This window comes from Micromonospora globosa (genome assembly GCF_000717585.1).
Lineage (GTDB): Bacteria > Actinomycetota > Actinomycetes > Mycobacteriales > Micromonosporaceae > Micromonospora > Micromonospora aurantiaca.
The window spans coordinates 74,760-97,545 of record NZ_JNZR01000007.1 but is presented as its reverse complement, the minus strand read 5'-3'; the positions used below and the strand labels follow the sequence as shown (position 1 = coordinate 97,545).

Sequence of the window (22,786 nt, the reverse complement as noted above, 5' to 3'; positions counted from 1 at the left end):
GGCGAGGGCGAGGGCGAGGGCGAGGGCGGGGGCGGCGGGCGGGGTGGGTCAGCGGCCCTCGGCGTCGTCCATGGCTCGGTAGATTCGCTGCTCCGAGACGGGGTAGGGGGTTCCCAGGGCCTGGGCGAAGACGTTCACCCGCAGCTCCTCGATCATCCAGCGGATCTGGCGGACCGCCGCCGAGGCACGTCGCGGCGGGGGCAGCGCGGCCAGCATGTCCTGGTACTCCTTCTGCACCACGGCGACGCGGTCCTGCTGCTGTTTGTCCCGTTGCGGGTTGCCCGGCAACCGGTCCAGCCGCCGCTGGATAGCGGTCAGATAGCGCAGCACGTCGGGCAGGCGCGCGTACCCCGTCTCGGTGATGAAACCCTTGTGCACCAGGCCGGTGAGCTGGTTGCGGATGTCGGCCAGCGCGGCCACCACGGCGAGGTTGCGGGTGGCGCCGAGCCGCTGCTCCACCGCGTACGCGGAAGCGAGCACCCGGCGTACCCGCTCCATGATCTCGACCACGGTGTCCACCAGGTCGGCGCGGACCTTGTCGCGCAGCGCGGCGAAGCCCTCGGCGTCCCAGGCCGGGCCGCCCGCGTCGCCGATCAGCTTGTCGATCGCCGCGCCGGCCGCGTCCTCGATCAGCTCCGGCACGCTGCCGTGCGGGTTGCGGGACAGCGCCAGCTTCGCCTCGTTGCTCAGCCGCCCCTGGAGGAACTTCGCCGGTGACGGCATCGTCAGCCGCAGCAGCCGCCGGGTGCCCGCCCAGTGCGCGGCCTCCTGCTCGGCGGCGGAGTCGAACACCTTCACCCCGACCGTCGCGCCCTCGTCCACCAGCGCCGGGTACGCGGTCACCGCGAAGCCTGCGCGTACCTGCTCGATGGTGCGCGGCAGCGCGCCGATCGACCACTCGGTCAGCCCGGTCCGGGCCACGTCGGGCGCGGCGGCGGCCACGACCTGGCGTACCTCCTGGCGCAGCTCGCGTTGCAGCGCCGGCAGGTCCTTGCCCTCGGCGACCGGCTTGTCGTCGTCGCCGAGCACCCGGAACGTGACCCGCAGGTGCGGCGGCAGCCTGCCGAGGTCCCACGCGTCGGCCGGGACCGTCACCCCGGTCATCCGGCGCAGCTGCCGGGTCAGCGCGGCCAGCAGCGGCTCCTCGCCCGGTGTGATCGCGGCGAGCGCGGCGCGCGCGTAGTCGGGCACCGGGACGAAGTTGCGCCGTACCGGCTTGGGCAGCGACCGGATCAGCGCGATCACCAGTTCCTCGCGCAGCCCCGGCACCTGCCAGTCGAAGCTCTCGGCCGGCACCTGGTTGAGCAGCGGCAGCGGGATGTCCACAGTGACGCCGTCGGTGGGCACGGTCGGGTCGAACGTGTACGTCAGCGGCAGCGTCACGCCGTCGGCCCGCCACTGGTCCGGGAAGTCCTCCTCGTCGACCCCGCCCCGGCCGTCGTTGACGAGCAGCTCGCGGGTGAACGTGAGCAGGTCGGGCCGCTCCCGGCGGGTCTTCTTCCACCACGAGTCGAAGTGCCGTCCGGAGACCACGTCGGCGGGGATCCGCTGGTCGTAGAAGGCGAAGATGGTCTCGTCGTCGACCAGAATGTCGCGACGCCGGGCCCGGTTCTCCAGCTCCTCGATCTCGGTCAGCAGCTTCTGGTTGTCCCGCCAGAACTGGTGGTGGGTCTGCCAGTCGCCCTCGACCAGGGCGTGCCTGATAAACAGCTCGCGGCTGAGACCTGCGTCGATCCGCCCGAAGTTCACCTTGCGGGAGGTGACGATCGGGATGCCGTACAGCGTGACCTTCTCGTAGGCCATCACCGCGGCCTGCTTCTTCTCCCAGTGCGGCTCGCTGTAGCTGCGCTTCACCAGGTGCTGGGCCAGCGGCTCGACCCACTCCGGCTCGACCCGCCCGGCCACCCGCCCCCACAGCCGGGACGTCTCCACCAGCTCGGCCGCCATAACCCAGCGCGGCGGCTTCCTGAACAGCGCCGACCCGGGGAAGATCGCGAACTTCGCGCCCCGAGCGCCCAGGTATTCGTGCTTCTGCGCGTCCTTGAGGCCGAGGTGCGACAGCAGGCCGGGCAGCAGCGACTGGTGCACCTTCGGGGTGTCGATCTCCTCCGGCAGGTCGGCGCCGGCGCCGCGCCGGCCCTCACCCTTGTCGGAGGTACGCAGCACCTGGCGCAACTGGCTGACGATGTCCTGCCACTCGCGTACCCGGAGGTAGTTGAGGTATTCGGCCTTGCACATCCGGCGGAACGCGCTGGACGACAGCTCCCGCTGCTTCTCCCGCAGGTAGCGCCACAGGTTCAGGTACGCGACGAAATCGGACTCCTTGTCGGCGAACCGGGCGTGCGCCTGGTCGGCCTGGGCCTGCTTGTCGGCCGGGCGTTCCCGGGGATCCTGGATGGACAGCGCGGCGGCGATCACCACGACCTCGGTGGCGCAGCCGTTGCGCTCGCCCTCGAGGACCATCCGGGCCAGCCGGGGGTCGACCGGGAGCTGGGCCAGCCGCCGGCCCAGCGCGGTGAGCCGCTTCGCCGGGTCGGTCTCGGCCGGGTCGAGCGCACCCAGCTCGTGCAGCAGGTTCACGCCGTCGGTGACGTTGCGCCGGTCCGGCGGGTCGATGAACGGGAACGCCGCGACGTCGCCGAGCCCGACCGAGGTCATCTGGAGGATGACCGAGGCCAGGTTGGTCCGCAGGATCTCCGGGTCGGTGAACTCGGGGCGGGAGTCGAAGTCCTGCTCGTCGTAGAGGCGGATGCAGATGCCGTCCGAGGTACGCCCGCAGCGGCCCTTGCGCTGGTTGGCGCTGGCCTGCGAGACCGGCTCGATCGGCAGCCGCTGCACCTTGAGCCGGCTGGAGTAGCGGGAGATCCGGGCGGTGCCCGGGTCCACCACGTACTTGATGCCGGGCACCGTCAGCGAGGTCTCCGCGACGTTCGTGGCCAGCACCACCCGGCGGTTGGAGTGCGCGGCGAAGACCCGGTGCTGCTCGGCGGTGGACAGCCGGGCGTACAGCGGCAGGATCTCGGTGCCGAGCAGCGACCGCTTGGACTGCACCAGCTTGCCCAGCGCGTCGGCGGTGTCGCGGATCTCCCGCTCGCCGCTGAGGAACACCAGGATGTCGCCGGGCCCCTCGGCGGCCAGTTCCTCGACCGCGTCGCCGATGGCCTGGATCTGGTCCCGGACGTTCTCCTCGTCGGCCTCGTCCTCCTCGTCGGCCTCCGTGACCTCGACCAGCGGCCGGTAGCGGACCTCCACCGGGTACGTGCGCCCGGACACCTCGACCACCGGCGCCGGGTTGCCCTCGGCGTCGGCGAAGTGCTTCGCGAACCGGTCGGTCTCGATGGTGGCCGAGGTGATGACGACCTTGAGGTCGGGCCGTCGGGGCAGGAGCTGCCTGAGATAGCCGAGGATGAAGTCGATGTTGAGGCTGCGCTCGTGCGCCTCGTCGATGATCAGCGTGTCGTACTGCCGCAGCATCCGGTCGGTCTGCAACTCGGCCAGCAGGATGCCGTCGGTCATCAGCTTGACCAGGCTGTTGTCGCCCACCTGATCGGTGAAACGCACCTTGTAGCCGACCACGTCGCCCAGCTCGGTGCCGAGTTCGTCGGCGATCCGGTCGGCGACCGTGCGGGCCGCCAGCCGGCGGGGCTGGGTGTGCCCGATCAGGCCGGTGATCCCGCGCCCCAGCTCCAGGCAGATCTTGGGGAGCTGGGTCGTCTTCCCGGAGCCGGTCTCACCGGCCACGATCACCACCTGATGGTCGCGGATCGCGGCGGCGATGTCGTCCTTGCGCTCGCTGACCGGCAACTGCGGCGGGTAGGTGATCGCCGGGACGGCCGCGCGGCGCGACTCCAGCCGCGCCTCGGCCCGGGTCACCTCGGCCGCGATCTCGGCCAGCGCCGCCTCCCGCCGCTGCGGGTCGCGCAGCCGGCGCACGCCGTCGAGCCGCCGCTGGATCCGGCGCTGATCGCGGAACATCAGGGGGGCGAGGCGGCGGTGCAGGTCGCGGGCGGTCTCAGGGGCGGCGGGTACGGCTGGATTCTGCATGTCGTCGCCAAGGATAGGCAGCCGCGCGGCGGACCGCCCCCGGGTTACCGGCGCTGGGCGTGCCCTCCCTGGTGCGGCCGTCCCCGCCGGATAAAGTTGCCGCCGACGAGGCCGACGGACGAGGCCGACGAGGGGCGGGGATGATCATGCGGGACACCGACCGGGCGCTCGTGCAGGCCGCCACCGCCGTCGCGAAGCTGCGCTGCCGCAGCGACAACCACACAGTCGCCGCCGCCGTACGCAGCACCGACGGCCGGGTGTTCAGCGGCGTGAACGTCTACCACTTCACCGGCGGCCCGTGCGCCGAGGTGGTCGCACTCGGTGCCGCCGCGACCCAGGGCGCCGGCGAGCTGGAGGCGATCGTCGCGGTGGGGGACCGCGGCCGGGGCGTCCTGCCGCCGTGCGGACGCTGCCGTCAGGTGCTGCTCGACTACTTCCCGTCGATCAAGGTGATCGTCGGCCCGCCCGACGGGCTGCGCGCGATCCCGATCACCGACCTGCTGCCCGAGACGTACGTCTGGGCCGACCAGCAGGTCGAGGTGCCGGTGGCCGCCCGCGCCGGGGTGTGGCCGACGCCTGTGGTGCCGGGCAGCCGGCAGGCCCCGGAGGACTGACCGCGCCCCGCCCCGGGCGCTGCCGGCCGCGACACTCAGTCGCCGGCCGCTGCCTCCAGCATCGAGCGGGGGACCGGCACCTGCTCGAAGCGGACCTGGCCCTCCGGCACCATCCAGCCGCTGACCTGCGCGACGAGTCGTCCCGCGCGGACCGCCGGGTCGTTCGCGTACAGCTCACGGGCCATCTGCGGGTCCACCGACAGCACCACGAAACCGCGGACACGCCCGTCGTCGCCGTCCAGGAACGGCCCCGCCGCCAGCACCGCGCCCTGCTCCACCAGCCCGGCCTGGTGCGCCAGGTGCGCGTCCTGGATCCGGTCGAGGGCGTCCTGCGGCAGGTCCGGCGCGTCGTCCGGGCGGACCAGGAGCACCACCGTGTGCCTGTCGAATCGCATGTCCTCAGGCTAGGTGCTGCCGGGCGCGCAGTGCCCGGATCGACCAGTCCAGCACCGGCGCCAGGCTCTCGGCCGGTGGCCAGCCGTTGACCACGGAGAGCAGCTCCAGGTACCGCTCCCGGCGAGGGTCGCTCGCGGTCCGCAACCGGTCCAGCATCCGCCGGCGCAGGTCGGCGTCGTCCGAGCGGCCGCAGAGCCGCGCGTACCGGCCCGCCGCCCGGGCCAGGATCGGATCGGCCTCCGGCGCGGCCGGCTCGATGCCGTCGGCGAGCGCCGGGGCCACCTCCTCCCGGACCACGGCGACCACGTCCCGGCGTACGCCCTCGGCGCCTTTCCGGTCCGCCGCGTGCTGCTCGGCCAGCCGGCGCAGCCCGGCCCGGAATCCCGGGTCCAGGGTCAGCTCGGCCAGCTCCACCCACGCCTCGATCTGACAGTCGTCCGGATCGTCTGGCAGTTCCGGCGTGAGCGACCGCCTGATCCCCGCGAACCCCGGATCGGTCAGGCCGCCGAACGCCGCGTCGAGGAACTCGTCGACCAGCCGCCGCCGTTCCCGCGCGGCCAGGCCGGCCAGCCGGTGCAGCAGGTCGGCCTCGGACGGGGAGGCCCCGCGCCGGGCGATCACTGTCAGCACCGCGCGGCGCGACCGCAGCAGGCGGATCTGCGCGGTCAACGCGTCCGCGTGCGCCGAGGCGACCTCGGCCAGGCTGACCTCCCGCGCCACCACCCGGCGCACGGTGGGCAGGTCCACGCCCAGCTCGCGTAACGTCCGTACCAGGTCGAGCCGGGCCACCGCCGCCGCGTCGTAGCGGCGGTGGCCGGCCGGTCCCCGGTCGGTGGGCGGCACGACGCCGCGGTCGGACCAGAACCGGATGGTCTTCACCGGCAGCCCGGTCCGCCGGGCCAGGTCACCGATCGAGTAGCGCTCCGCACCGTCCATGCGCCCACCATCGCGCCTCCCCCCGGTGGAGGCGCAACCCCATCGACAGTGCCCGCTTAGGTACGCCTTACCAGGTCAGCTAAGGTAAGGCGCACCTAATCGGAAGGCGAAGAACCCCTCGTGACCACCGTCGCCGTCCGGCCCGCGCGGGCCGGGACTCCCGTCCGCCGCGGCACCGTCCGCCGCGTCGCGGTCACCGTGGCGGCGGCGCTCCTGCTCCTGCTGGCGCTGCTGGCCAGCCTCGCGCTCGGCAGCCGGCACCTCCCCGTCGACCAGGTGTGGCACGCGCTCGTGTCCCCGGACGGCGGCGACGCCACCACAGTGGTCCGGGAACTGCGGCTGCCGCGTACCGCTCTCGGGCTCGTCGTCGGCCTGGCGCTGGCACTGGCCGGGGTGCTGTTCCAGGCGGTGACCCGCAACCCGCTGGCCGAGCCGCGCATCCTCGGCATCAGCGCCGGGGCGTCGTTCGGCGTGGTGCTGGCCATCGCCGTGTTCGGGGTGGGCACGCTCGCCGGGTACGTCTGGTTCGGCATCGCCGGCGCGCTGCTCGCCGGGCTGCTCGTGTTCGCCATCGCCAACCGCACCCGCGAGGGCGCCAGCCCGGTCACCCTCGCGCTCGTCGGCGCGGCCCTCGACGCCGGTCTCGGCGCCATCGTGTACGCGCTGCTCAGCATCGACGCCCGCACGTTCGAGGAGTACCGCTTCTGGGTGGTCGGCGGGCTGACCGGCCGGGGCGTCGGCGTGGCCGGGCAGGTGCTGCCGTTCGTGGTGGCCGGGGTGCTGCTGGCCGCGCTCGCCGCCCGCGGTCTGGACGCGCTCGCCCTCGGCGACGACGTGGCCCGGGGACTCGGGCACCGGGTCGCACTGGTCCGGCTCGCCGCCGGGGCCGGTGGCGTGCTGCTCACCGGTGCGGCGGTGGCCGCCGCCGGGCCGATCGCCTTCGTCGGGCTGGCGGTGCCGCACCTGGCCCGGGCGCTGGTGGGCGCGGACCAGCGGTGGACGCTCCTGGTCGCCGCGTTGCTCGGTCCGGCGCTGCTGCTCGCCGCCGACGTGGCCGGCCGCCTCGTCGCCCCGCCCGGCGAGATCCCGGCCGGCATCATCACCGCCCTGCTCGGCGCCCCGCTCCTGGCCTTCCTGGTCCACCGAGCCAAGACGGTGACGACATGACCACCCCCGCTCCCATCCCCACCCCCGGCTCCCGCGATCTTGCACTTGCCGCCCCGACGAAGGGGGCATTTCGGGCACCCGAGGGGCCGGAAGTGCAAGATCAACGGGGTGGGGTGCGACGGCCGCGGGGGCGTGGAGTGCTGCGGGTCGGGGCGGTGGTGGTGCCGTTCCGGTGGCGGCCCCTTGTGGTGGCGGCTGTGCTGTTCGTGCTGCTGTGCGTCGCGGTGGTGGTCAGTCTGTCGCTGGGTACGCCGTACGTCGCCCCGGTGGACGTGGTGCGGTCGCTCTCCGGTGCGGGCACCCCGTACGACCTCGTGGTGCGCGACCTGCGACTGCCTCGCGCGGTCCTCGCGGCGGTGGCAGGGGCGGCCTTCGGCGTCGCCGGCACGCTGATCCAGAGCGTGGCCCGCAACCCGCTCGCCAGCCCCGACGTCATCGGTGTCACGCAGGGCGCCGGGCTGGCCGCGACGATCGCGCTGACCAGCGGCGCGGCGGCGGTGCTGGTGGCGCCGGCGGCGCTGCTCGGCGGCCTGGCCGCCGCGGTGGCGGTGTTCGCGCTCGGCGCCCGGCACGGCCTGGCGGCCCAGCGGTTCGTGCTCGCAGGTGTGGCGGTGGCGTTCGCGTTCCGGGCGCTGATCGAGGTGGTCATGCTCACCGCCGACCCGATCGACGGGCTGCGCGCCCAGATCTGGCTCATCGGCACGCTCGCCGGCAAGGGATGGAGCGAGGCGGCCTGGATCGCCGGCACGCTCGCGGTCCTGCTGCCGGTGCTGCTCTGGGCCGGGTGGGCGCTGCGCAGCAGCGCGCTCGACGACGACACCGCGCGCGGGATCGGCCTGCGGCCGGTGGCCCGCCGCATGGGGCTGGCCGGTACCGGTGTGCTGGCCGCCGCCATGGTCACCGCCCAGGTCGGTGCCGTCGACTTCGTGGCGCTGGTGGCCCCGCAGGTGGCCCGCCGGCTGGTCCGCGCCGAGCGCCCGCCGCTGCTGTGCGCCGCGCTGCTCGGCGCGTTGCTGCTGGTCCTCGCCGACCTCGGTGCCCGCCGGCTGCTGGCGCCGACCCAACTGCCGGCCGGCGTGCTCACCGCGGCGATCGGCGGGCCGTACCTGATCTTCGTGCTGCTGCGCACCCGAGGGAGGCGGTCGTGACCGCGCTGCTGTCCACCCGCGACCTGGTCGTCGGCTACGAGGGCCGCACCGTGCTGGACGGACTCGACCTCGACCTGCCGGCCGACACGTTCACCGTGATCGTCGGCCCGAACGCCTGCGGCAAGTCGACGCTGCTGCGCACGATGGCCCGGCTGCTCACGCCCCGGCGCGGCGCGGTGCTGCTCGACGGCGCGGCGATCCGCGATCTGCCGACCCGGGACGTGGCCCGGCGGCTCGGCGTCCTGCCGCAGAGCCCGCTGGTGCCCGAGGGGATCACCGTGGCCGACCTGGTCGGGCGCGGCCGGCAGCCGTACCAGCGCTGGTGGCGGCAGTGGTCGGCCGAGGACGGACGGGCGGTCGAGGAGGCCATGCGGCTGGCCGACGTCAGCGCGCTCGCCGACCGCCCGGTGGACACGCTCTCCGGCGGGCAGCGCCAGCGGGTGTGGATCGCCATGACGCTGGCCCAGGACACCGACGCGCTGCTGCTGGACGAGCCGACCACGTTCCTCGACCTGGCCCACCAGGTCGAGGTGCTGGACCTGCTGCACCGGCTGCGCGCCGAACGCGGCCGGACAGTGGTGGCCGTGCTGCACGACCTCAACCAGGCGGCCAGGTACGCCGACCACCTGATCGCCATGCGCGACGGCGCGGTGGTGGCCGCCGGCAAGCCGCGCGAGATCCTCACCGCGGACCTGGTTCGCGACGTGTTCGGGCTGGACTGCGTGGTCGTGCCCTGCCCGGTCAGCGGCGCCCCGCTCGTGGTGCCCGCCCTCACCCAGACCGGATCCGCCCAGACCGGATCCGCCCAGACCTCGGCCGTTCCGGCCGTCACGCCGGCCACGGCCGGCGCCCCCGTCGGCGACGCCTGAGCGCGCCGACCCGCACCACCGAAAGGAACCTGATGCGTCGTCTCGCCGTCGCACTCACCGCCGCCCTCGCTCTCGGCGTCGGCCTCACCGCCTGCGGGGAGAGCGACCCCGTCGCCGGCACCGGCACCGGGGAGACCCGGGAGATCACCCACTCCATGGGCACCACGAAGGTGCCCGCCGAGCCGAAGCGCGTGGTCGTGCTCGACACCGACAAGATCGATACCGCGCTGTCGCTGGGCGTCACCCCGGTCGGCGCGGCGACCGCCGGTGAGGCGAAGAGCTGGCCCACCTACTTCGGAGCGGACAAGCTCGCCGGGATCACCGAGGTCGGCGTGCTCACCGAGCCGGACCTGGAGGCGATCAACGCGCTCAACCCGGACCTGATCCTGGGCAGCAAGTTCCGCCAGGAGAAGTTCTACGACGAGCTGTCCAAGATCGCCCCGACTGTCTTCACCGAGAAGGTGGGCGTCACCTGGAAGGAGAACTTCCTCCTCGACGGTGCGGCGCTGGGCAAGGAGCAGCAGGCCAAGGACCTGCTGGCCGAGTACGAGAAGCGGGCGAAGGACTTCGGCGCGAAGCTCGGCGACGCCTCGTCCCGCAAGGTCTCCATCGTGCGCTTCATGCCGACCGAGATCCGCCTGTACGGGCCGGACTCGTTCTCCGGCATCGTCGTCGGCGACACCGGCCTGGGCCGCCCCGAGCGGCAGATGCTCGCCGGCAAGGAGGACAAGCGGATGGACCGGGTCAGCCCGGAGCGCATCGCCGAGGCCGACGGCGACGTGGTGTTCGTGACCGCGTACGGCGAGAAGGCCGCCGCCGAGCAGGCCAAGGTCACCGGCGGCACGCTGTGGAAGGGCCTGTCCGCGGTCAAGGCCGGCAAGGCGCACGTGGTCTCCGACGAGATCTGGATGACCGGCATCGGCGTGGGCGCCGCCAACAAGATCCTGGACGACCTGGAGAAGTACCTGGCCGCCTGAGCCCCGATCACCCGCGCCCGTCCAGCCGTCGTCGGCCGGACGGGCGCGGGTGTGTTCAGGCCGCCAGTTGCCAGAGCAGGAACGCGTTGAGCGCCACCACGAACGCCGTGATCGCGACCGCGGCGGCGGTGGTGGCCCGGCGGTTGACCAGGCTGCCCATCAGGTCCCGGCGGCGCGTGAACATCACCACCGGGATCAGCGCGAACGGGATGCCGAAGCTCAGCACCACCTGGGACAGCACCAGCGCGCGGGTCGGGTCGACGCCGATCGCGAGCACCGCGAGCGCGGGCAGCAGCGTGATCATGCGGCGGACCAGCAGCGGGATCCGGCGGCGCAGGAAGCCCTGCATGATGATCTCGCCGGCGTACGTGCCGACGCTCGTGGAGGCGAGCCCGGACAGGAGCAGGGCGACCGCGAAGCCGACCGCCGCCGCCGTGCCGAGCGTGGTGGCGAGCCCGGCGTGGACGCCTTCCAGGGTGTCGGTGCCGGGAATCGACGTGCCGTGGAAGCTGCTAGCGGCGACCAGCAGCATGGCCAGGTTGACCGCGCCGGCGATGCCCAGCGCGATCAGCACGTCGATCCGCAGGCCCTTGGCGACGACGCGCCGCTGCGTCTCGCCCTCCGCCGGCAGCCGGTTCGGGGTCAGCGCCGAGTGCACGTAGATGACGTGCGGCATCACCGTCGCGCCGAGGATGCCGGCGGCGAGCAGCATGCTGTCGGTGCCCTGCATCCGAGGCAGCAGCCCGGCCGCGGCGTCGGACACGTCCGGTTGCGCGCTGACCAGGTTGACAGCGAACGCCAGCACGATCACGCCGAGCAGCACCGCGATGGCGATCTCGAACGTCCGGAAACCCCTGGCGCGCAGCGCCAGGATGGCGAACGAGGCGGCGCCGATGATCAGGCCGCCGGGCAGCAGCGGGACGCCGAACAGCAGGTACAGCGCGACCGCCCCGCCGATCACCTCGGCCAGGTCGGTGGCCATGGCGACCAGTTCGGCCTGCGCCCACATGACCCGGTTGAGCGGCCGGGGCAGATGTTCCCGGCACAGTTCCGGCAGGCTGCGCCCGGTGGCCAGGCCGAGCTTGGCGGTGAGCGTCTGCACCAGCATGGCGGCCAGGTTCGCCGCCACGACCACCCAGACCAGCAGGTAGCCGTACCGGGCACCGGCGGTGGAGTTGGTGGCGAAGTTGCCGGGGTCGACGTAGGCGACCGCCGCCACGAACGCGGGCCCGAGCAGGATCAGACGGCCACGTACCGGGCGTGGGGCGCGGGCGGTCCGTAGCGGGGGTACGACGGACGAGTCGTTTGTTACCACTGTTGCTCCTCGACGACGGCGAACGACGGACGACTGATGGCGAACGGCGAACGGCGGGGGGTGTCAGGGAGGGCGGCCACGCGGGGGTGTTCCCGACGGATGCCCGTATATGCCACCAACCTGAGCCCGGAGGAGGAAAGCAGACACGGGACGATGCCGTCCGCTGTACGACCACCGGCTGGGCGCCGTGCGGCGCACCGCCCGGGACGACGAACGGCCGCCCCGGGTGGCGGGGCGGCCGTTCGGTAGGTGGGCGGTGCGGCGGTCGCCGCCGGGTACGCGGTCCGGCGGCGTGGTCGCGGTGCGCCGGATGGCGTGCCGCGGCGGCCGGTCAGGCGGCGGTGGACCAGATGGCCCGGAACGCGGCCGCCTCACCGGCCAGCCACTGCTCGATCTGCTCGGGCTTGACGTCGGCGGGCATCCGGTGCGCCTCGCCGCGCCGCACGTCGACCAGGACCGGCTCGGCGTGCGGCAGCACCGCGTCCATGTGCCGGGCCATCAGGTGCAGTGTGGCCAGCGTCGTCTCCTCGCTCGGCGGCGCCTCGTCGAAGTGCAGCCGGATCGCCTCGGCCCGGCCGTCGGCGTACCGGACGCCGAACTGCGGGTTGATCTTCACGGGCAGGTCGCCCAGCATGGCCAGCGCGTCGCGCGTCTGGGCCAGGTCGACGCCGGCCGGCTCGCCGAGCGAGTGCAGCCAGCGGGTCGCGCCCGGCACGAGCGCCTCGTAGAGCGGTCGCCAGCGCGGCTTGACCAGGTCGGCGACCTGCGCGAGGTGCGTACCGCCGGTGTGGAACGCGACGTCGGCCTTGAGCGCCTTGACGAACTGGCCGTGCGGGTTGAAGCCGTGCCGGCTGGCCCGCTGCCGGCGCAGCCCGCCGACGAAGGTGGCCTTGGTGGGGCCGGTGCGGTCGACGTACCGGGTGAATCCGAGGAGGGTGGCGTAGGGGGTGACAGGGGTCGCGGAGGTGGGCGCAGTCACGAGCATCCTCCCAGGTCAGCAGCTCGATTAGTACATACATTCTAATCGACGGGTCTGACATCGCCCAGGGTGCGAAAGGGGCATTGTCGATCCGTTCGCCGACGGCCCGCCGATCCGGACGGGACACCGCGCGATCGATCCGTCCCCTAGAGTGCGGTTCTTCCACACCTCTCTCCCGGAGTACCCATGCGATCCCTCACGGCCCGATGGCCCCGCCTCGCCGCCGCCGCGGCGCTGCTGGCCACGACCGCGCTCTTCGCCCCGTCGACCCCAGCGCACGCCGCCGACGAACTGCCCGACCTGTTCGTGTCCTTCAGCAGCGACCCCGTCGCGGAGATCGACAACAGTGGCACCACGGTCGGGATGTACGTCTACAACTACGGCCAGGCCGACGCGACGGCGGTGACCGTCACGCTCGACCTGGGCAAGCTGTCGTCCGACGTGGTCGCCTCGGTGCCGGACTGGAACGACTCCTGCAAGCTCGCGGCGGGGAAGGTCACCTGCACCGTCGGTGGCCTGGTGGCCGGCCAGACCGATCTCATCTATCCGCTCTCGCTGGCCAGCCGCACCGGTGCGACCCCCGGTGACGCCGGTTCGGTCGGCGTGACCATCGCCGGCGCACAGGACGACGCCAACCCCGGCGACAACACGATCAGCTTCCCGGTCACGATCCGCGCCTCGGGCCCCGATCTGGTCGCCGCCGCCGACGACCTGAACGACAAGTCCAAGCCGGTCGGTGAGGGCGACCGGGTCCCGCTCTACAGCGGTGTGCTCAACGAGGGCGACAGCCCGGCGACCGACTTCACCGTCCGGGTCGACCTGCCCACCGGCGCCACCTTCTTCGAGCGGTACAGCGACTGCACCTACGTCGGCTACTACCCGAAGGCCAGCGGTCCGCCGTACGTATACGGGCCGAGCCAGGTCACCTGCACGGTGCCGCTGACGCTCAAGCCCGGCGAAGGGCTGCTGCTGTTCGACGACGAGACGGGCGAGTCGCTGTTCAACATCACGTTCGGCCGCAACCTGCCGGGCCCGGACGAGAACTACGCCCTGTTCAGCACCGCGCTGGCCGGTGAGGCGGAGACGGCGAAGAAGGCCGCGGCGACCAAGGGCAACGGCCCGTCGTTCGCCACCGCCGCCGAGAAGCTGCACGCCAAGGCGGTCAAGGCGGGCCAGGCCCGCAAGTCCGTCGTGGAGCGCGAGCTCGACGAGTCGGACAACTACGCCGACTTCCGGTTCTGGAGCAAGAAGAACAGCCTCGACGTCGCCGTCACCGCCGCGCCGGTGAAGGGGGCGGTCGGCCAGACCGTCGACCTCACCTACGAGGTCGTCAACCACGGCCCGTCCGACGGCGGCGGCCCCGGTGTCCTCATCACCGCACCGAGCGGCACCGTCCTGCTGCCCAGCGAGTGGTGCTACACCGACGGCCAGCCGGGCACGACGTTGCCCGAGTCGGCGAAGCTGCGGTGCAACTTCGAGAGCGAGTTCCCGAGCGTGGCCTCCGGCTACGGCCGGATCAAGCCCACCGTCCAGCTGAAGATCAAGTCGACGCCGGGTACCGACGGCACGATCGTGGTCGACGGCGCCACGTCCTCGACCGAGTCGAAGCCGGCGAACAACACCGCTCGCATCGTCGTCGCCGTCGGCAACGGCGGCCCGGGCACCGGTGGCTCCGGAGACGGCAGCGGTGGCACCGGCGGCGGCCTGCCGATCACCGGTGCGCCGGCGGCCACGCTCGCCGGTGTCGGCGCCGCCGTGCTCGCGGCCGGCGCGGTCCTGTTCGTCGTGTTCCGTCGTCGTCGCGTGGCGTTCCAGGCCCCGCGCGACTGATCGGACACGATCGCGGGGGCGGAACCGGACCGGTTCCGCCCCCGCGGCGTACGTCAGCCGACGCCGCTACAACTGGCCGACGTCGGTGACGCGGACCACCGCCGCGCCTGTCTCGTCCGAGGCGGCCAGGTCGATCTCGGCGCTGATGCCCCAGTCGTGGTCGCCGTCCGGGTCGTCCAGGATCTGCCGGACGGTCCACCGCTCGCGGCCCTGCTCGATCATCAGCAGTGCCGGCCCCCGCGCGTCCGGCCCCACACCGATGGAGTCGTACGCCTCGAAGTACGGCTCCAGCGCGTCCGCCCAGGCGTCGGCGTTCCAGCCGTCGCCCGCGTCCAGCTCGCCGAGCAGGTCCCAGCGGCGCAGCGCGGCCAGCTCGACGCGACGGAACATCGCGTTGCGCACCAGCACCCGGAACGCCCGCGCGTTGCGGGTCACCGCCGGCGGCCGGTCGTCCAGCGAGGCGGCCACCTCGGCCACGTCCGACGGGTTGCGCAGCCGCTCCCACTCGTCGATCAGGCTGGAGTCGACCTGGCGGACCAGCTCGCCCAGCCACTCGATGAGGTCGACCAGCTCCTCGGTCTTCGCGTCCTCGGGGACGGTCTGCCGCAGCGTCTTGTACGCGTCGGCGAGGTAGCGCAGCACCAGCCCCTCGGACCGGGACAGCCCGTAGAACTGCACGTACTCGGGGAACGTCATGGCCCGCTCGTACATGTCCCGGACCACGGACTTGGGGGAGAGCTGGTGGTCGGCCACCCAGGGGTGTCCCTGCCGGTACATCTCGTACGCGGAGTCCAGCAGCTCCGCCAGCGGCTTGGGCCAGGTCACGTCGTCGAGCAGTTCCAGGCGCGCCTCGTACTCGATGCCCTCGGCCTTCATCGCGGCGACCGCCTCGCCGCGGGCCTTGAACTGCTGCGCGGACAGCACCTGGCGGGGGTCGTCCAGGATCGACTCGATCACGCTGAGCACGTCGAGCGCGTACGACGGCGACTCCCGGTCGAGCAGCTCGACGGTGGCCAGCGCCAGCGGTGACAGCGGCTGGTTCAGCGCGAAGTCGAGCTGGAGGTCGACGGTGAGGCGTACCCGGCGGCCGGTCTCGTCCGGCTCGGGCAGCTCCTCGACCACGCCGCCCGCGCGCAGCGCGCGGTAGATGGCGATGGCCCGGCGGATGTGCCGGCGCTGCGCGGCCGGGTCCTCGTGGTTGTCGGTGAGCAGGTGCCGCATCGAGGCGAACGCGTCGCCGGGGCGGCCGATCACGTTGAGCAGCATCGAGTGGCTGACCTGGAAGCTGGAGGTGAGCGGTTCCGGCTCGGCCTCGACCAGCCGCTGGAACGTCGGCTCGCCCCAGCCGATCGAGCCCTCCGGCGGCTTCTTCTTCACCACCTTGCGGCGCTTCTTCGGGTCGTCACCCGCCTTCGCGAGCGCCTTCTCGTTCTCGATCACGTGCTCGGGGGCCTGCACCACGACCCGGCCCAGCGTGTCGAACCCGGCCCGCCCGGCCCGGCCGGCGATCTGGTGGAACTCGCGGGCCTTGAGCAGCCGGGTGCGGGTGCCGTCGTACTTGCTCAGGCCGGTGAACAGCACGGTACGGATCGGCACGTTGATGCCGACGCCGAGCGTGTCCGTACCGCAGATGACCTTGAGCAGGCCGGCCTGGGCGAGCGTCTCGACCAGGCGGCGGTACTTCGGGAGCATGCCGGCGTGGTGCACGCCGATGCCGTGGCGGACCAGCCGGGACAGCGTCTTGCCGAAGCCGGAGGTGAACCGGAAGTTGCCGATCGCCTGGGCGATCATGTCCTTCTCGGCGCGGGTGCAGACGTTCACGCTCATCAGCGCCTGGGCGCGTTCCAGCGCGGCGGCCTGGGTGAAGTGCACGACGTACACCGGGGCCTGCTTGGTCTCCAGCAGTTCCTCCAGCGTCTCGTGCAGCGGCGTGGTCGCGTACGAGAAGAGGAGCGGGACCGGCCGCTCGGCCGAGCGGACGACGGCGGTCGGCCGCCCGGTGCGCCGGGTCAGGTCGTCGACGAAGCGGGTGGTGTCGCCGAGCGTGGCGGACATCAGCACGAACTGGGCCTGCGGCAGCTCGATCAGCGGCACCTGCCAGGCCCAGCCGCGGTCCGGCTCGGCGTAGAAGTGGAACTCGTCCATGATCACCTGGCCGACGTCGGCGCGGCGGCCCTCGCGCAGCGCCAGGTTGGCCAGGATCTCCGCGGTGCAGCAGATGATCGGCGCGTCCGCGTTGACGCTGGCGTCGCCGGTGAGCATGCCGACGTTCTCCGCGCCGAAGACCTCGCAGAGCGCGAAGAACTTCTCCGAGACCAGCGCCTTGATCGGCGCGGTGTAGAAGGTCGTCCGGTCGTCGGCCAGCGCCGCGAAGTGCGCCGCGATCGCCACCAGGCTCTTGCCCGAGCCGGTCGGCGTATTCATGATCACGTTCGCGCCGGAGACGATCTCGATGACCGCCTCCTCCTGATGGGGATAGAGGTCCAGGCCGCGCTCGGACGCCCAGGAGGCGAACGCGTCGTAGAGGGTGTCGGGATCGGCGGTCTTCGGCAGCGCGGCGGTGAGAGTCATGGCGGCTCCCATCGTGCCTGGATCACACCACGCCGCGCCAACCGGGTTCAGCGCCGCCGGTGGATCAGGTCGAAGACCTCCCGGCCCGCGGTCAGCGCGCGCCGCTCGAACTTCGTCACCGGCCGGTGCGCCGGACGGGGCGCGTAGCCGCCGTACACGTCGACCAGCTCCGGGTCGGCGGTGAGCGTCTCGCGCATCGACTCGGCGTACTCGGCCCAGTCCGTCGCGCAGTGCAGCGTGCCGCCCGGCGCCAGCCGGGACCGCAGCAGCGCCACGTGTGCCGGCGCGATGATCCGCCGCTTGTGGTGCCGCGTCTTCGGCCACGGGTCCGGGAAGAAGACGTGCACCGCGTCCAGGCAGCCCTCCGGCATGGCGCGGACCAGGTCCAGCGCGTCGCCCTCGGCCACCCGCACGTTGTCCAGACCGTGGCGTTCCACCAGGTCGAGCAGGTTGGCGATTCCCGGCGTATGGACCTCGACCGCCAGATAGTGTCGGTCCCGGTCGGCCGCCGCCATCGCGGCGGTGGCGTCGCCCATGCCGGAGCCGATCTCCAGCACCAGCGGCGCCCGTCGTCCGAACAGCGCCGTCGGATCGCACGGCCCGTCGAGGGCGGCGATCTCGAGGCCGTACGCGGGCCAGAGCCGGGTGAGCGCGTCGCGCTGCCGCTCGCTCATCCGTCCGCGACGCGGATGGAAGGTACGGATGCGGCCGGCGGCGATGTCGGGGAGGGTCACAGCGACCCGAGCCTACGCGACCCGGATCGGATGTGATGTGCGGCCGGGGGTGAGAGGATTCATCCCGTACGCCGGGAGGGGTCATGGGGTCGTTCAGGGTACGTGAGGCGCTGCTGGTCGCGGTCGCCGCGTGCGCCGCCCCGCTGGTCGGCGCGCTGCCCGCCCAGGCCGCGCCGCGCGCCGCCGAGCCGGTGCCGGAACAGCCCCCGGCCGACGTGATCTTCGTGGAGGTCACCCCGGGCACCGTCTCGCCCGGCTACCTCGTCGGCATCCGGGCGAGCTGCCGGAACAACACCGTGCCGGCGATCGTCACCTCGGACGCGTTCGGCAGGATCCAGGTGCAGCCGCAGCGCGGCCTGCTCACCGCCTCGCCGATGGTCCACGAGCGCACCCGGCCCGGCAACTACCGCGTGAAGCTGGAGTGCCCGGGTGGGGAGACCGCCTCCACCATGCTCCAGGTGGTCAAGCAGGGGCAGCCCACCCGGCAGCCGACCCACCCGCCCAGTCACCTGCCCAGCCGTGGTCCGGCGACCGGATTCGGCGGCACCGCCGGCCCCGGGCTCGGCGGCCTGCTGGTGCCCGTCGGGCTGGCGGTGACAGTGGTCGGCGCCGGGCTCGGCGTGGCCGCGTCCCGCCGGCAGGCCCGCGGCGCCGCCGGACGCTGAGGCCGGTCATGGCCGAGCACTTCGTTCCGCCGCCCGCCGGAGCACGGCGCTCCGGCCGGCCCTTCCTGGCACTGCCCCCGCCCGCCGCGCCACCGGCCGACGCCGCCCGCCCGTCCCGGGCCGGCCCGCCTGCCGAGGTCGCCCGGTTCTCCAGGGCTGACCCGGCCGCCGCGCCCCGGACCGGCCCGCGCTCGGGGGAGAGGCCGGCCGCCGGGACCGGGTCGTCGGCCGTGCCGGTCTCCGGGTCGCGGCCGTGGATGCCGCCGCCCGCCGCGTCGCGACCGTGGTACCCGCCGTCGGCCGATCCGCCGGCCCTGCGTCCCCGGCCCGCCGGGCCGCCGCCCGTCGAACCGCCACCGGTGTCGCCGGGCGGGCGGGACCGGGGCCGGGGTTCCTGGTCGAAGCCGCTGGCAGTGGTGCTGGTGCTGGTCGGTGTGTTCGCCACCGGGGCCGGGCTCGGGCGCACGGCGGGGCCGTTCGACTTCGCCGACGCGTCCACCGGGTCGAGCCGGTCGAACGGGTCGGGCGCGGTGGCCCCGGCGAGTGCCGCCGCCCCGGTCCGGAAGCCGGCGAGTCGGCCGGTACGCCTGGCGGTGCCGGCCATCAAGGTCAACGCGCCGGTCACCCCGGTCGGGCAGGCGAAGGACGGCTCGGTGGACGTGCCGCCGCTGACCGAGCACGACCAGACCGGCTGGTACGACAGGGGAGCGGTGCCCGGCGACCCGGGCCGGGCGATCATCGTGGGTCACGTCGACACCAAGAGCGGGCCGGCCGTCTTCTACCGGCTGCGCTCGCTCAAGCCCGGCGCCCGGATCCAGGTGACCCGCGCCGACCGCAGCGTGGCGACCTTCAAGGTGGACAGCGTCGAGTACTTCGACAAGGCGAACCTGCCCGCCGCCCGGGTCTACGGCGACTCGGGTCCGGCCGAGCTGCGCCTGATCACGTGCGGCGGCGAGTGGGTCGGCGGCCGTACCGGCTACCAGGACAACGTGATCGTCTTCGCGTCCCTGGCGAGCTGACCGCTGCCCGACGCTCTCGCTCCCGCCCTCACTCCGACGATCATGAGGTTGGCGGCGACAATTCGGACCGCGAACGCCGTCAACTTCATGATCGACGGGGAGGGCCGGGGGCCGGGCGGGCCCGGCGGGCCGGGTGGGCCGGGGGAGGGCGGGTCAGGGTTTGGCGGGGACCTGCTGGACGACCTCGAACTCCAGCAGGGTGGCGCCGGTGGCGACGGGCTTGCGGGGTTCGCCGCCCTCGGCGTGCGCGGCCCGCGACGGGCCCTGCGCCCACGCCTGGTACGCCTCCTCGGTCTCCCAGCGCGTGTACACGAAGTAGCGGGTGTCCCCGGCGACCGGGCGCAGCAGCTCGAAGCCGAGGAAACCGGGGGAGTTCTCCACCGCGCCGGCCCGGGCCGCGAACCGCTTCTCCAGCTCCTCGCCGGCGCCGGACGGGACGTCGATCGCGTTGATCTTCACGACAGCCATGTGTCCACCCTAACGAGCGCTGCCCTCAGAACGTCTCGACGGCCGGTGTCAGGTCCGCGTCGACCACGATCGGGGCGTGGTCGGAGGGGCCCTTGCCCTTGCGGGCCTCCCGGTCCACGTACGCGGAGCGGACCGCGCGGGCGAACGAGGCGCTCGCGTACACCAGGTCGATCCGCATGCCCTTGTTCTGGTGGAACATCCCGGCCCGGTAGTCCCAGTACGTGAACGGGTGCGGCCCCTTCATCGGCGTCGGCACCACGTCCTCCAGTCCCAGGTCACGCAACGCGGCCAGCGCGGCCCGCTCGGCCGGGGTGACGTGGGTGGAGGTGACGAACAGCGCGGGATCCCAGACGTCGGCGTCGGTGGGCGCCACGTTGAAGTCACCGCAGACGGCCACCGGCAGCGCGCCGGCCACCTCCGGTTCGAGGGCGTCGCGCAGCGCCGCGAACCAGGCCAGCTTGTACGCGTAGTGCGGGTCGTCCGGCGCGCGGCCGTTCGGCACGTACACCGACCAGACCCGCAGCTCGTCGCAGGTGGCCGAGATGGCGCGGGCCTCGGGCTCGGGGAACCCGGGCTCGCCCGGGAAGCCGACAGTCACGTCGGCCAGCCCGACCCGGGACAGCACGGCGACGCCGTTCCACCGCCCGTCGCTGTGGCTGGCCACCTCGTAGCCCAGCTCGCCCACCTCGGCGACCGGGAACGCCCCGTCGGGGCACTTGGTCTCCTGCAGGCACACGACGTCGGGCTTCGTGGTGGCCAGCCAGTCGAGCAGCCGGGGCAGGCGGGCCTTCACCGAGTTGACGTTCCAGGTCGCCAGGCGCATGCCCCCAGCCTGCCGCATCCCCGCCCGCCCCGCCCGGTCAGCGCTCCGGGGTGTCGCCGGGTCGGGTCTGCTCGGCGAGGAAGCGTTCCAGCTCGGCGCCGAGTTCGTCGGCGGTGGGCAGCGGCCCGGTCTCGCCGGCGAGCAGGCTCTTCTCGCCCCGGCCGCGGGCGAACGTGTCGTACTGCTCCTCCAGCGCCTGGACCAGCGTCGCCGCCTCCTCGGTCTGGGTGACCTGGCGGTCGATCTCCACCCGGACCGCCTCGGCGGCGGTCCGCAGCGCCTTGACGGGCAGCAGCAGGCCGGTGCTGCGGGACACGGCGGACAGCAGTGCCTCGGCGGCGGCCGGGTACTCGGCCTGGGCCACGTAGTGCGGCACGTGCGCGGCGAAGCCGAGGGCGTCGCGCCCCTGCTCGCCGAGGCGGTACTCCAGCAGGTGACCGACGCCGGCCGGCACCTGCACCTTCTGCAGCCACGGCTCGTGCCCGGCGATCAGTTCCTTGCGGGTGGCGTGCGCGGTGACGCCGCTGGGCCGGGTGTGCGGCACCGCCATCGGGATCGAGTTGAGCCCGACTGTGAGCCGGACGTCGAGGCGGGCGCTGAGCCCGGCGACGGCGGCCACGAAACGCTCCCACTGAAGATCCGGCTCGGGGCCGGTGAGCAGCAGGAACGGGGTCTCGTCGTCGTCGTGCAGCAGGTGCAGCTCCAGCGCCGGGGCGTCGTAGGACTCCCAGTGGTCCTCGACGAAGGTCATCACCGGGCGGCGGGAGCGGTAGTCGAAGATCTGGTCCACGTCGAAGCGGGCGATGACCCGGGCGTCGAGCGAGGTGAGCAGCTGTTCCCGGGCCAGCCGGGTGGCGTTGCCGGCGTCGACGAAGCCGGTGAGCGCCTGGATCAGCACCGGCTGGCCGAGCTCGGGCAGCTCGTCGGTGAGTTCGTAGAGCTCGTGTGGATCGAGCACCGGTGGGGTCCTCCCTGTCGACGCGTACGGGGGAGCGCCGAGCGTGCGGCGTCCCCGGTTCGGCCAACGTACCGGGGCGGGTGGTCCATTCCGTTACGGCCACGTCCGATGCCCGGATGATGATCACGATTCGGCTACGCCCCGGTCCGGCGACCCATATCCGGATCGTCCGAACGGACGAGTTAGTCGATCATCGGGCGGGACCGGGAGGTCTGCGGCGTTCCTGCCCGGGCCGCTGCGCGGGTTGCAGGCCGGGTGATTGGTCCGGTTCCCGAGGTCCGTGGTCCGCCGGGTCGCACTGGGATGGGCCGTCCGCTTCGGAACGGCCAAAGTGTGGCGAGGGCCACCCTTTGGGCCTGGGTGATCCCGGTTTGCCCTGCCTAGCCTCGTCGGATGCGTAACGACGGCAACCTCGACGACCCGTTCGGCTCCGGCCGCCCGGCTGACCGTTCGGACGATACCCCCTCCACCAACCGGTTGGCCACACTCCGGGGACTGGTCCGGCGTACCCGCTTCTGGGCACCCACGAACCCCCGGCCCGGCCGGACGAAGCTGGCGGTCGCCACCGGCGCGGCCTGCTGCCTGGGCCTGGTCGGCGTCAGCCAGGCCGGCTTCGGTGCCCCGGACCGCGCCGCCGACCCGGCGCCCTCGGCGGAGGCCGCCGAGCGTGCCGCGGTCGACCCGGCGTCCCGGGCCATGGCCCGGCCGAGCACCGCCCCCGCCACCCCCAGCGCCAGCGCCAGCCCGTCCGCGACGGCGAGCCCGAAGGCGACCGCCAAGCCCAAGCCGAAGAAGACCGTCCGGCAGATCGTCCCGGTCGCCGGCCTGGACCGCACCCAGATGAACAACGCGAAGAAGATCGTGCAGGCCGGCAAGGAGATGGGCATGCCGCGCCGCGCCCTCGTCATCGCGGTGGCGACCGCCATGCAGGAGAGCACCCTGCTCAACTACGCCAGCGGCGTGCTGCCCGAGTCGCAGAACTACCCGCACCAGGCCATCGGCTGGGACCACGACTCGGTCGGGCTGTTCCAGCAGCGCCCCAGCAGCGGCTGGGGCACCGTCGAGCAGCTCATGGACCCGGAGTACGCGACGAAGGCGTTCCTGTCCGCGCTGGCGGAGATCCCCGGCTGGCAGAGCCTGCCGCTCTCCGTGGCCGCCCAGGCCGTGCAGATCTCGGCGTTCCCGGACGCGTACGCCCAGCACGAGTGGCGGGCCGGCGAAGTGGTGGCCGAGATCCTGGGCTGACCAGGACGGGTGGTTGCCGAAGGGCCGA

19 protein-coding genes are annotated in these 22,786 nt (G+C 73.2%); 9 read left to right on the top strand and 10 right to left on the bottom strand.

Annotation, left to right across the window (positions count from 1 at the left end; all coding sequences use genetic code 11):
- Positions 1 to 48: 48 nt before the first annotated feature.
- Positions 49 to 4,044, bottom strand: a complete 3,996-nt coding sequence (hrpA, locus tag IF06_RS0109850; RefSeq protein ID WP_030270397.1) for an ATP-dependent RNA helicase HrpA — start codon at positions 4,042 to 4,044, stop codon at positions 49 to 51.
- A 140-nt stretch (positions 4,045 to 4,184) separates the two neighbouring features.
- On the opposite strand from hrpA, the gene IF06_RS0109845 reads away from it, so the two are divergent.
- Positions 4,185 to 4,658, top strand: coding sequence for a cytidine deaminase family protein (locus IF06_RS0109845; protein ID WP_013285334.1), 474 nt, complete (start codon positions 4,185 to 4,187; stop codon positions 4,656 to 4,658).
- Positions 4,659 to 4,693: 35 nt separating this feature from the next.
- On the opposite strand, the gene IF06_RS0109840 is transcribed toward IF06_RS0109845, so the two are convergent.
- Complete coding sequence (locus IF06_RS0109840; RefSeq protein WP_030270394.1) at positions 4,694 to 5,053, bottom strand: YciI family protein; 360 nt, start codon at positions 5,051 to 5,053, stop codon at positions 4,694 to 4,696.
- Positions 5,054 to 5,057: 4 nt separating this feature from the next.
- The gene (locus IF06_RS0109835) at positions 5,058 to 5,990 is read right to left on the bottom strand and encodes a MerR family transcriptional regulator (protein ID WP_030270392.1); all 933 of its coding nucleotides are present in this window, start codon (positions 5,988 to 5,990) and stop codon (positions 5,058 to 5,060) included.
- Between the two features lie 120 nt (positions 5,991 to 6,110).
- Between IF06_RS0109835 and IF06_RS0109830 the strand changes: the two genes are divergently transcribed.
- The 4 genes from IF06_RS0109830 to IF06_RS0109815 all read left to right on the top strand — a co-directional run bounded on the left by IF06_RS0109830 (position 6,111) and on the right by IF06_RS0109815 (position 10,151).
- Complete coding sequence (locus IF06_RS0109830; protein ID WP_013285337.1) at positions 6,111 to 7,157, top strand: FecCD family ABC transporter permease; 1,047 nt, start codon at positions 6,111 to 6,113, stop codon at positions 7,155 to 7,157.
- Positions 7,158 to 7,270: 113 nt separating this feature from the next.
- On the top strand, positions 7,271 to 8,305 hold the full coding sequence (locus IF06_RS0109825; protein WP_232236645.1) for a FecCD family ABC transporter permease: 1,035 nt from the start codon (positions 7,271 to 7,273) through the stop codon (positions 8,303 to 8,305).
- Positions 8,302 to 9,174: an ABC transporter ATP-binding protein gene (locus tag IF06_RS0109820; protein ID WP_030270390.1), complete on the top strand. Its 873-nt coding sequence runs from the start codon at positions 8,302 to 8,304 to the stop codon at positions 9,172 to 9,174. The genes IF06_RS0109825 and IF06_RS0109820 overlap by 4 nt, the downstream gene beginning before the upstream one ends.
- Before the next feature lie 32 nt (positions 9,175 to 9,206).
- Entirely contained in the window at positions 9,207 to 10,151 is a 945-nt protein-coding gene (locus tag IF06_RS0109815; RefSeq protein WP_013285340.1) for an ABC transporter substrate-binding protein, read from the top strand.
- Positions 10,152 to 10,206: 55 nt separating this feature from the next.
- On the opposite strand, the gene IF06_RS0109810 is transcribed toward IF06_RS0109815, so the two are convergent.
- Both IF06_RS0109810 and IF06_RS0109805 read right to left on the bottom strand, forming a co-directional pair.
- Entirely contained in the window at positions 10,207 to 11,466 is a 1,260-nt protein-coding gene (locus IF06_RS0109810) for an Nramp family divalent metal transporter (RefSeq protein WP_030270388.1), read from the bottom strand.
- Between the two features lie 331 nt (positions 11,467 to 11,797).
- Positions 11,798 to 12,445, bottom strand: coding sequence for a hypothetical protein (locus tag IF06_RS0109805; protein WP_013285342.1), 648 nt, complete (start codon positions 12,443 to 12,445; stop codon positions 11,798 to 11,800).
- 186 nt (positions 12,446 to 12,631) lie between these two features.
- Here IF06_RS0109805 and IF06_RS0109800 point away from each other — a divergent pair, with 186 nt between their 5' ends.
- Positions 12,632 to 14,275, top strand: a complete 1,644-nt coding sequence (locus IF06_RS0109800; RefSeq protein ID WP_030270387.1) for a hypothetical protein — start codon at positions 12,632 to 12,634, stop codon at positions 14,273 to 14,275.
- Positions 14,276 to 14,341: 66 nt separating this feature from the next.
- Here the strand turns inward: IF06_RS0109800 and IF06_RS0109795 are convergent, their stop codons facing one another.
- Positions 14,342 to 16,846 (bottom strand): DEAD/DEAH box helicase, encoded by a 2,505-nt coding sequence (locus IF06_RS0109795; RefSeq protein ID WP_030270385.1) that lies wholly within the window; start codon positions 16,844 to 16,846, stop codon positions 14,342 to 14,344.
- Between the two features lie 47 nt (positions 16,847 to 16,893).
- Positions 16,894 to 17,520 (bottom strand): tRNA (guanosine(46)-N7)-methyltransferase TrmB, encoded by a 627-nt coding sequence (gene trmB, locus IF06_RS0109790; RefSeq protein WP_221489093.1) that lies wholly within the window; start codon positions 17,518 to 17,520, stop codon positions 16,894 to 16,896.
- A gap of 143 nt (positions 17,521 to 17,663) precedes the next feature.
- Between trmB and IF06_RS0109785 the strand changes: the two genes are divergently transcribed.
- Both IF06_RS0109785 and IF06_RS32045 read left to right on the top strand, forming a co-directional pair.
- A complete protein-coding gene (locus IF06_RS0109785) occupies positions 17,664 to 18,245 on the top strand; it encodes a hypothetical protein (protein WP_030270381.1) in 582 nt (193 codons plus the stop codon).
- Between the two features lie 359 nt (positions 18,246 to 18,604).
- Complete coding sequence (locus IF06_RS32045; RefSeq protein ID WP_030270376.1) at positions 18,605 to 19,264, top strand: class F sortase; 660 nt, start codon at positions 18,605 to 18,607, stop codon at positions 19,262 to 19,264.
- A gap of 153 nt (positions 19,265 to 19,417) precedes the next feature.
- On the opposite strand, the gene IF06_RS0109775 is transcribed toward IF06_RS32045, so the two are convergent.
- The 3 genes from IF06_RS0109775 to IF06_RS0109765 are packed head-to-tail and all read right to left on the bottom strand — an operon-like array spanning position 19,418 to position 21,513.
- Positions 19,418 to 19,732, bottom strand: a complete 315-nt coding sequence (locus IF06_RS0109775; protein WP_030270374.1) for an antibiotic biosynthesis monooxygenase family protein — start codon at positions 19,730 to 19,732, stop codon at positions 19,418 to 19,420.
- Positions 19,733 to 19,757: 25 nt separating this feature from the next.
- Entirely contained in the window at positions 19,758 to 20,555 is a 798-nt protein-coding gene (locus tag IF06_RS0109770) for an exodeoxyribonuclease III (RefSeq protein WP_030270372.1), read from the bottom strand.
- Between the two features lie 37 nt (positions 20,556 to 20,592).
- Entirely contained in the window at positions 20,593 to 21,513 is a 921-nt protein-coding gene (locus IF06_RS0109765; RefSeq protein ID WP_030270369.1) for a proteasome assembly chaperone family protein, read from the bottom strand.
- Positions 21,514 to 21,906: 393 nt separating this feature from the next.
- On the opposite strand from IF06_RS0109765, the gene IF06_RS0109760 reads away from it, so the two are divergent.
- Entirely contained in the window at positions 21,907 to 22,758 is an 852-nt protein-coding gene (locus IF06_RS0109760; RefSeq protein ID WP_030270367.1) for a hypothetical protein, read from the top strand.
- Positions 22,759 to 22,786: the final 28 nt, after the last annotated feature.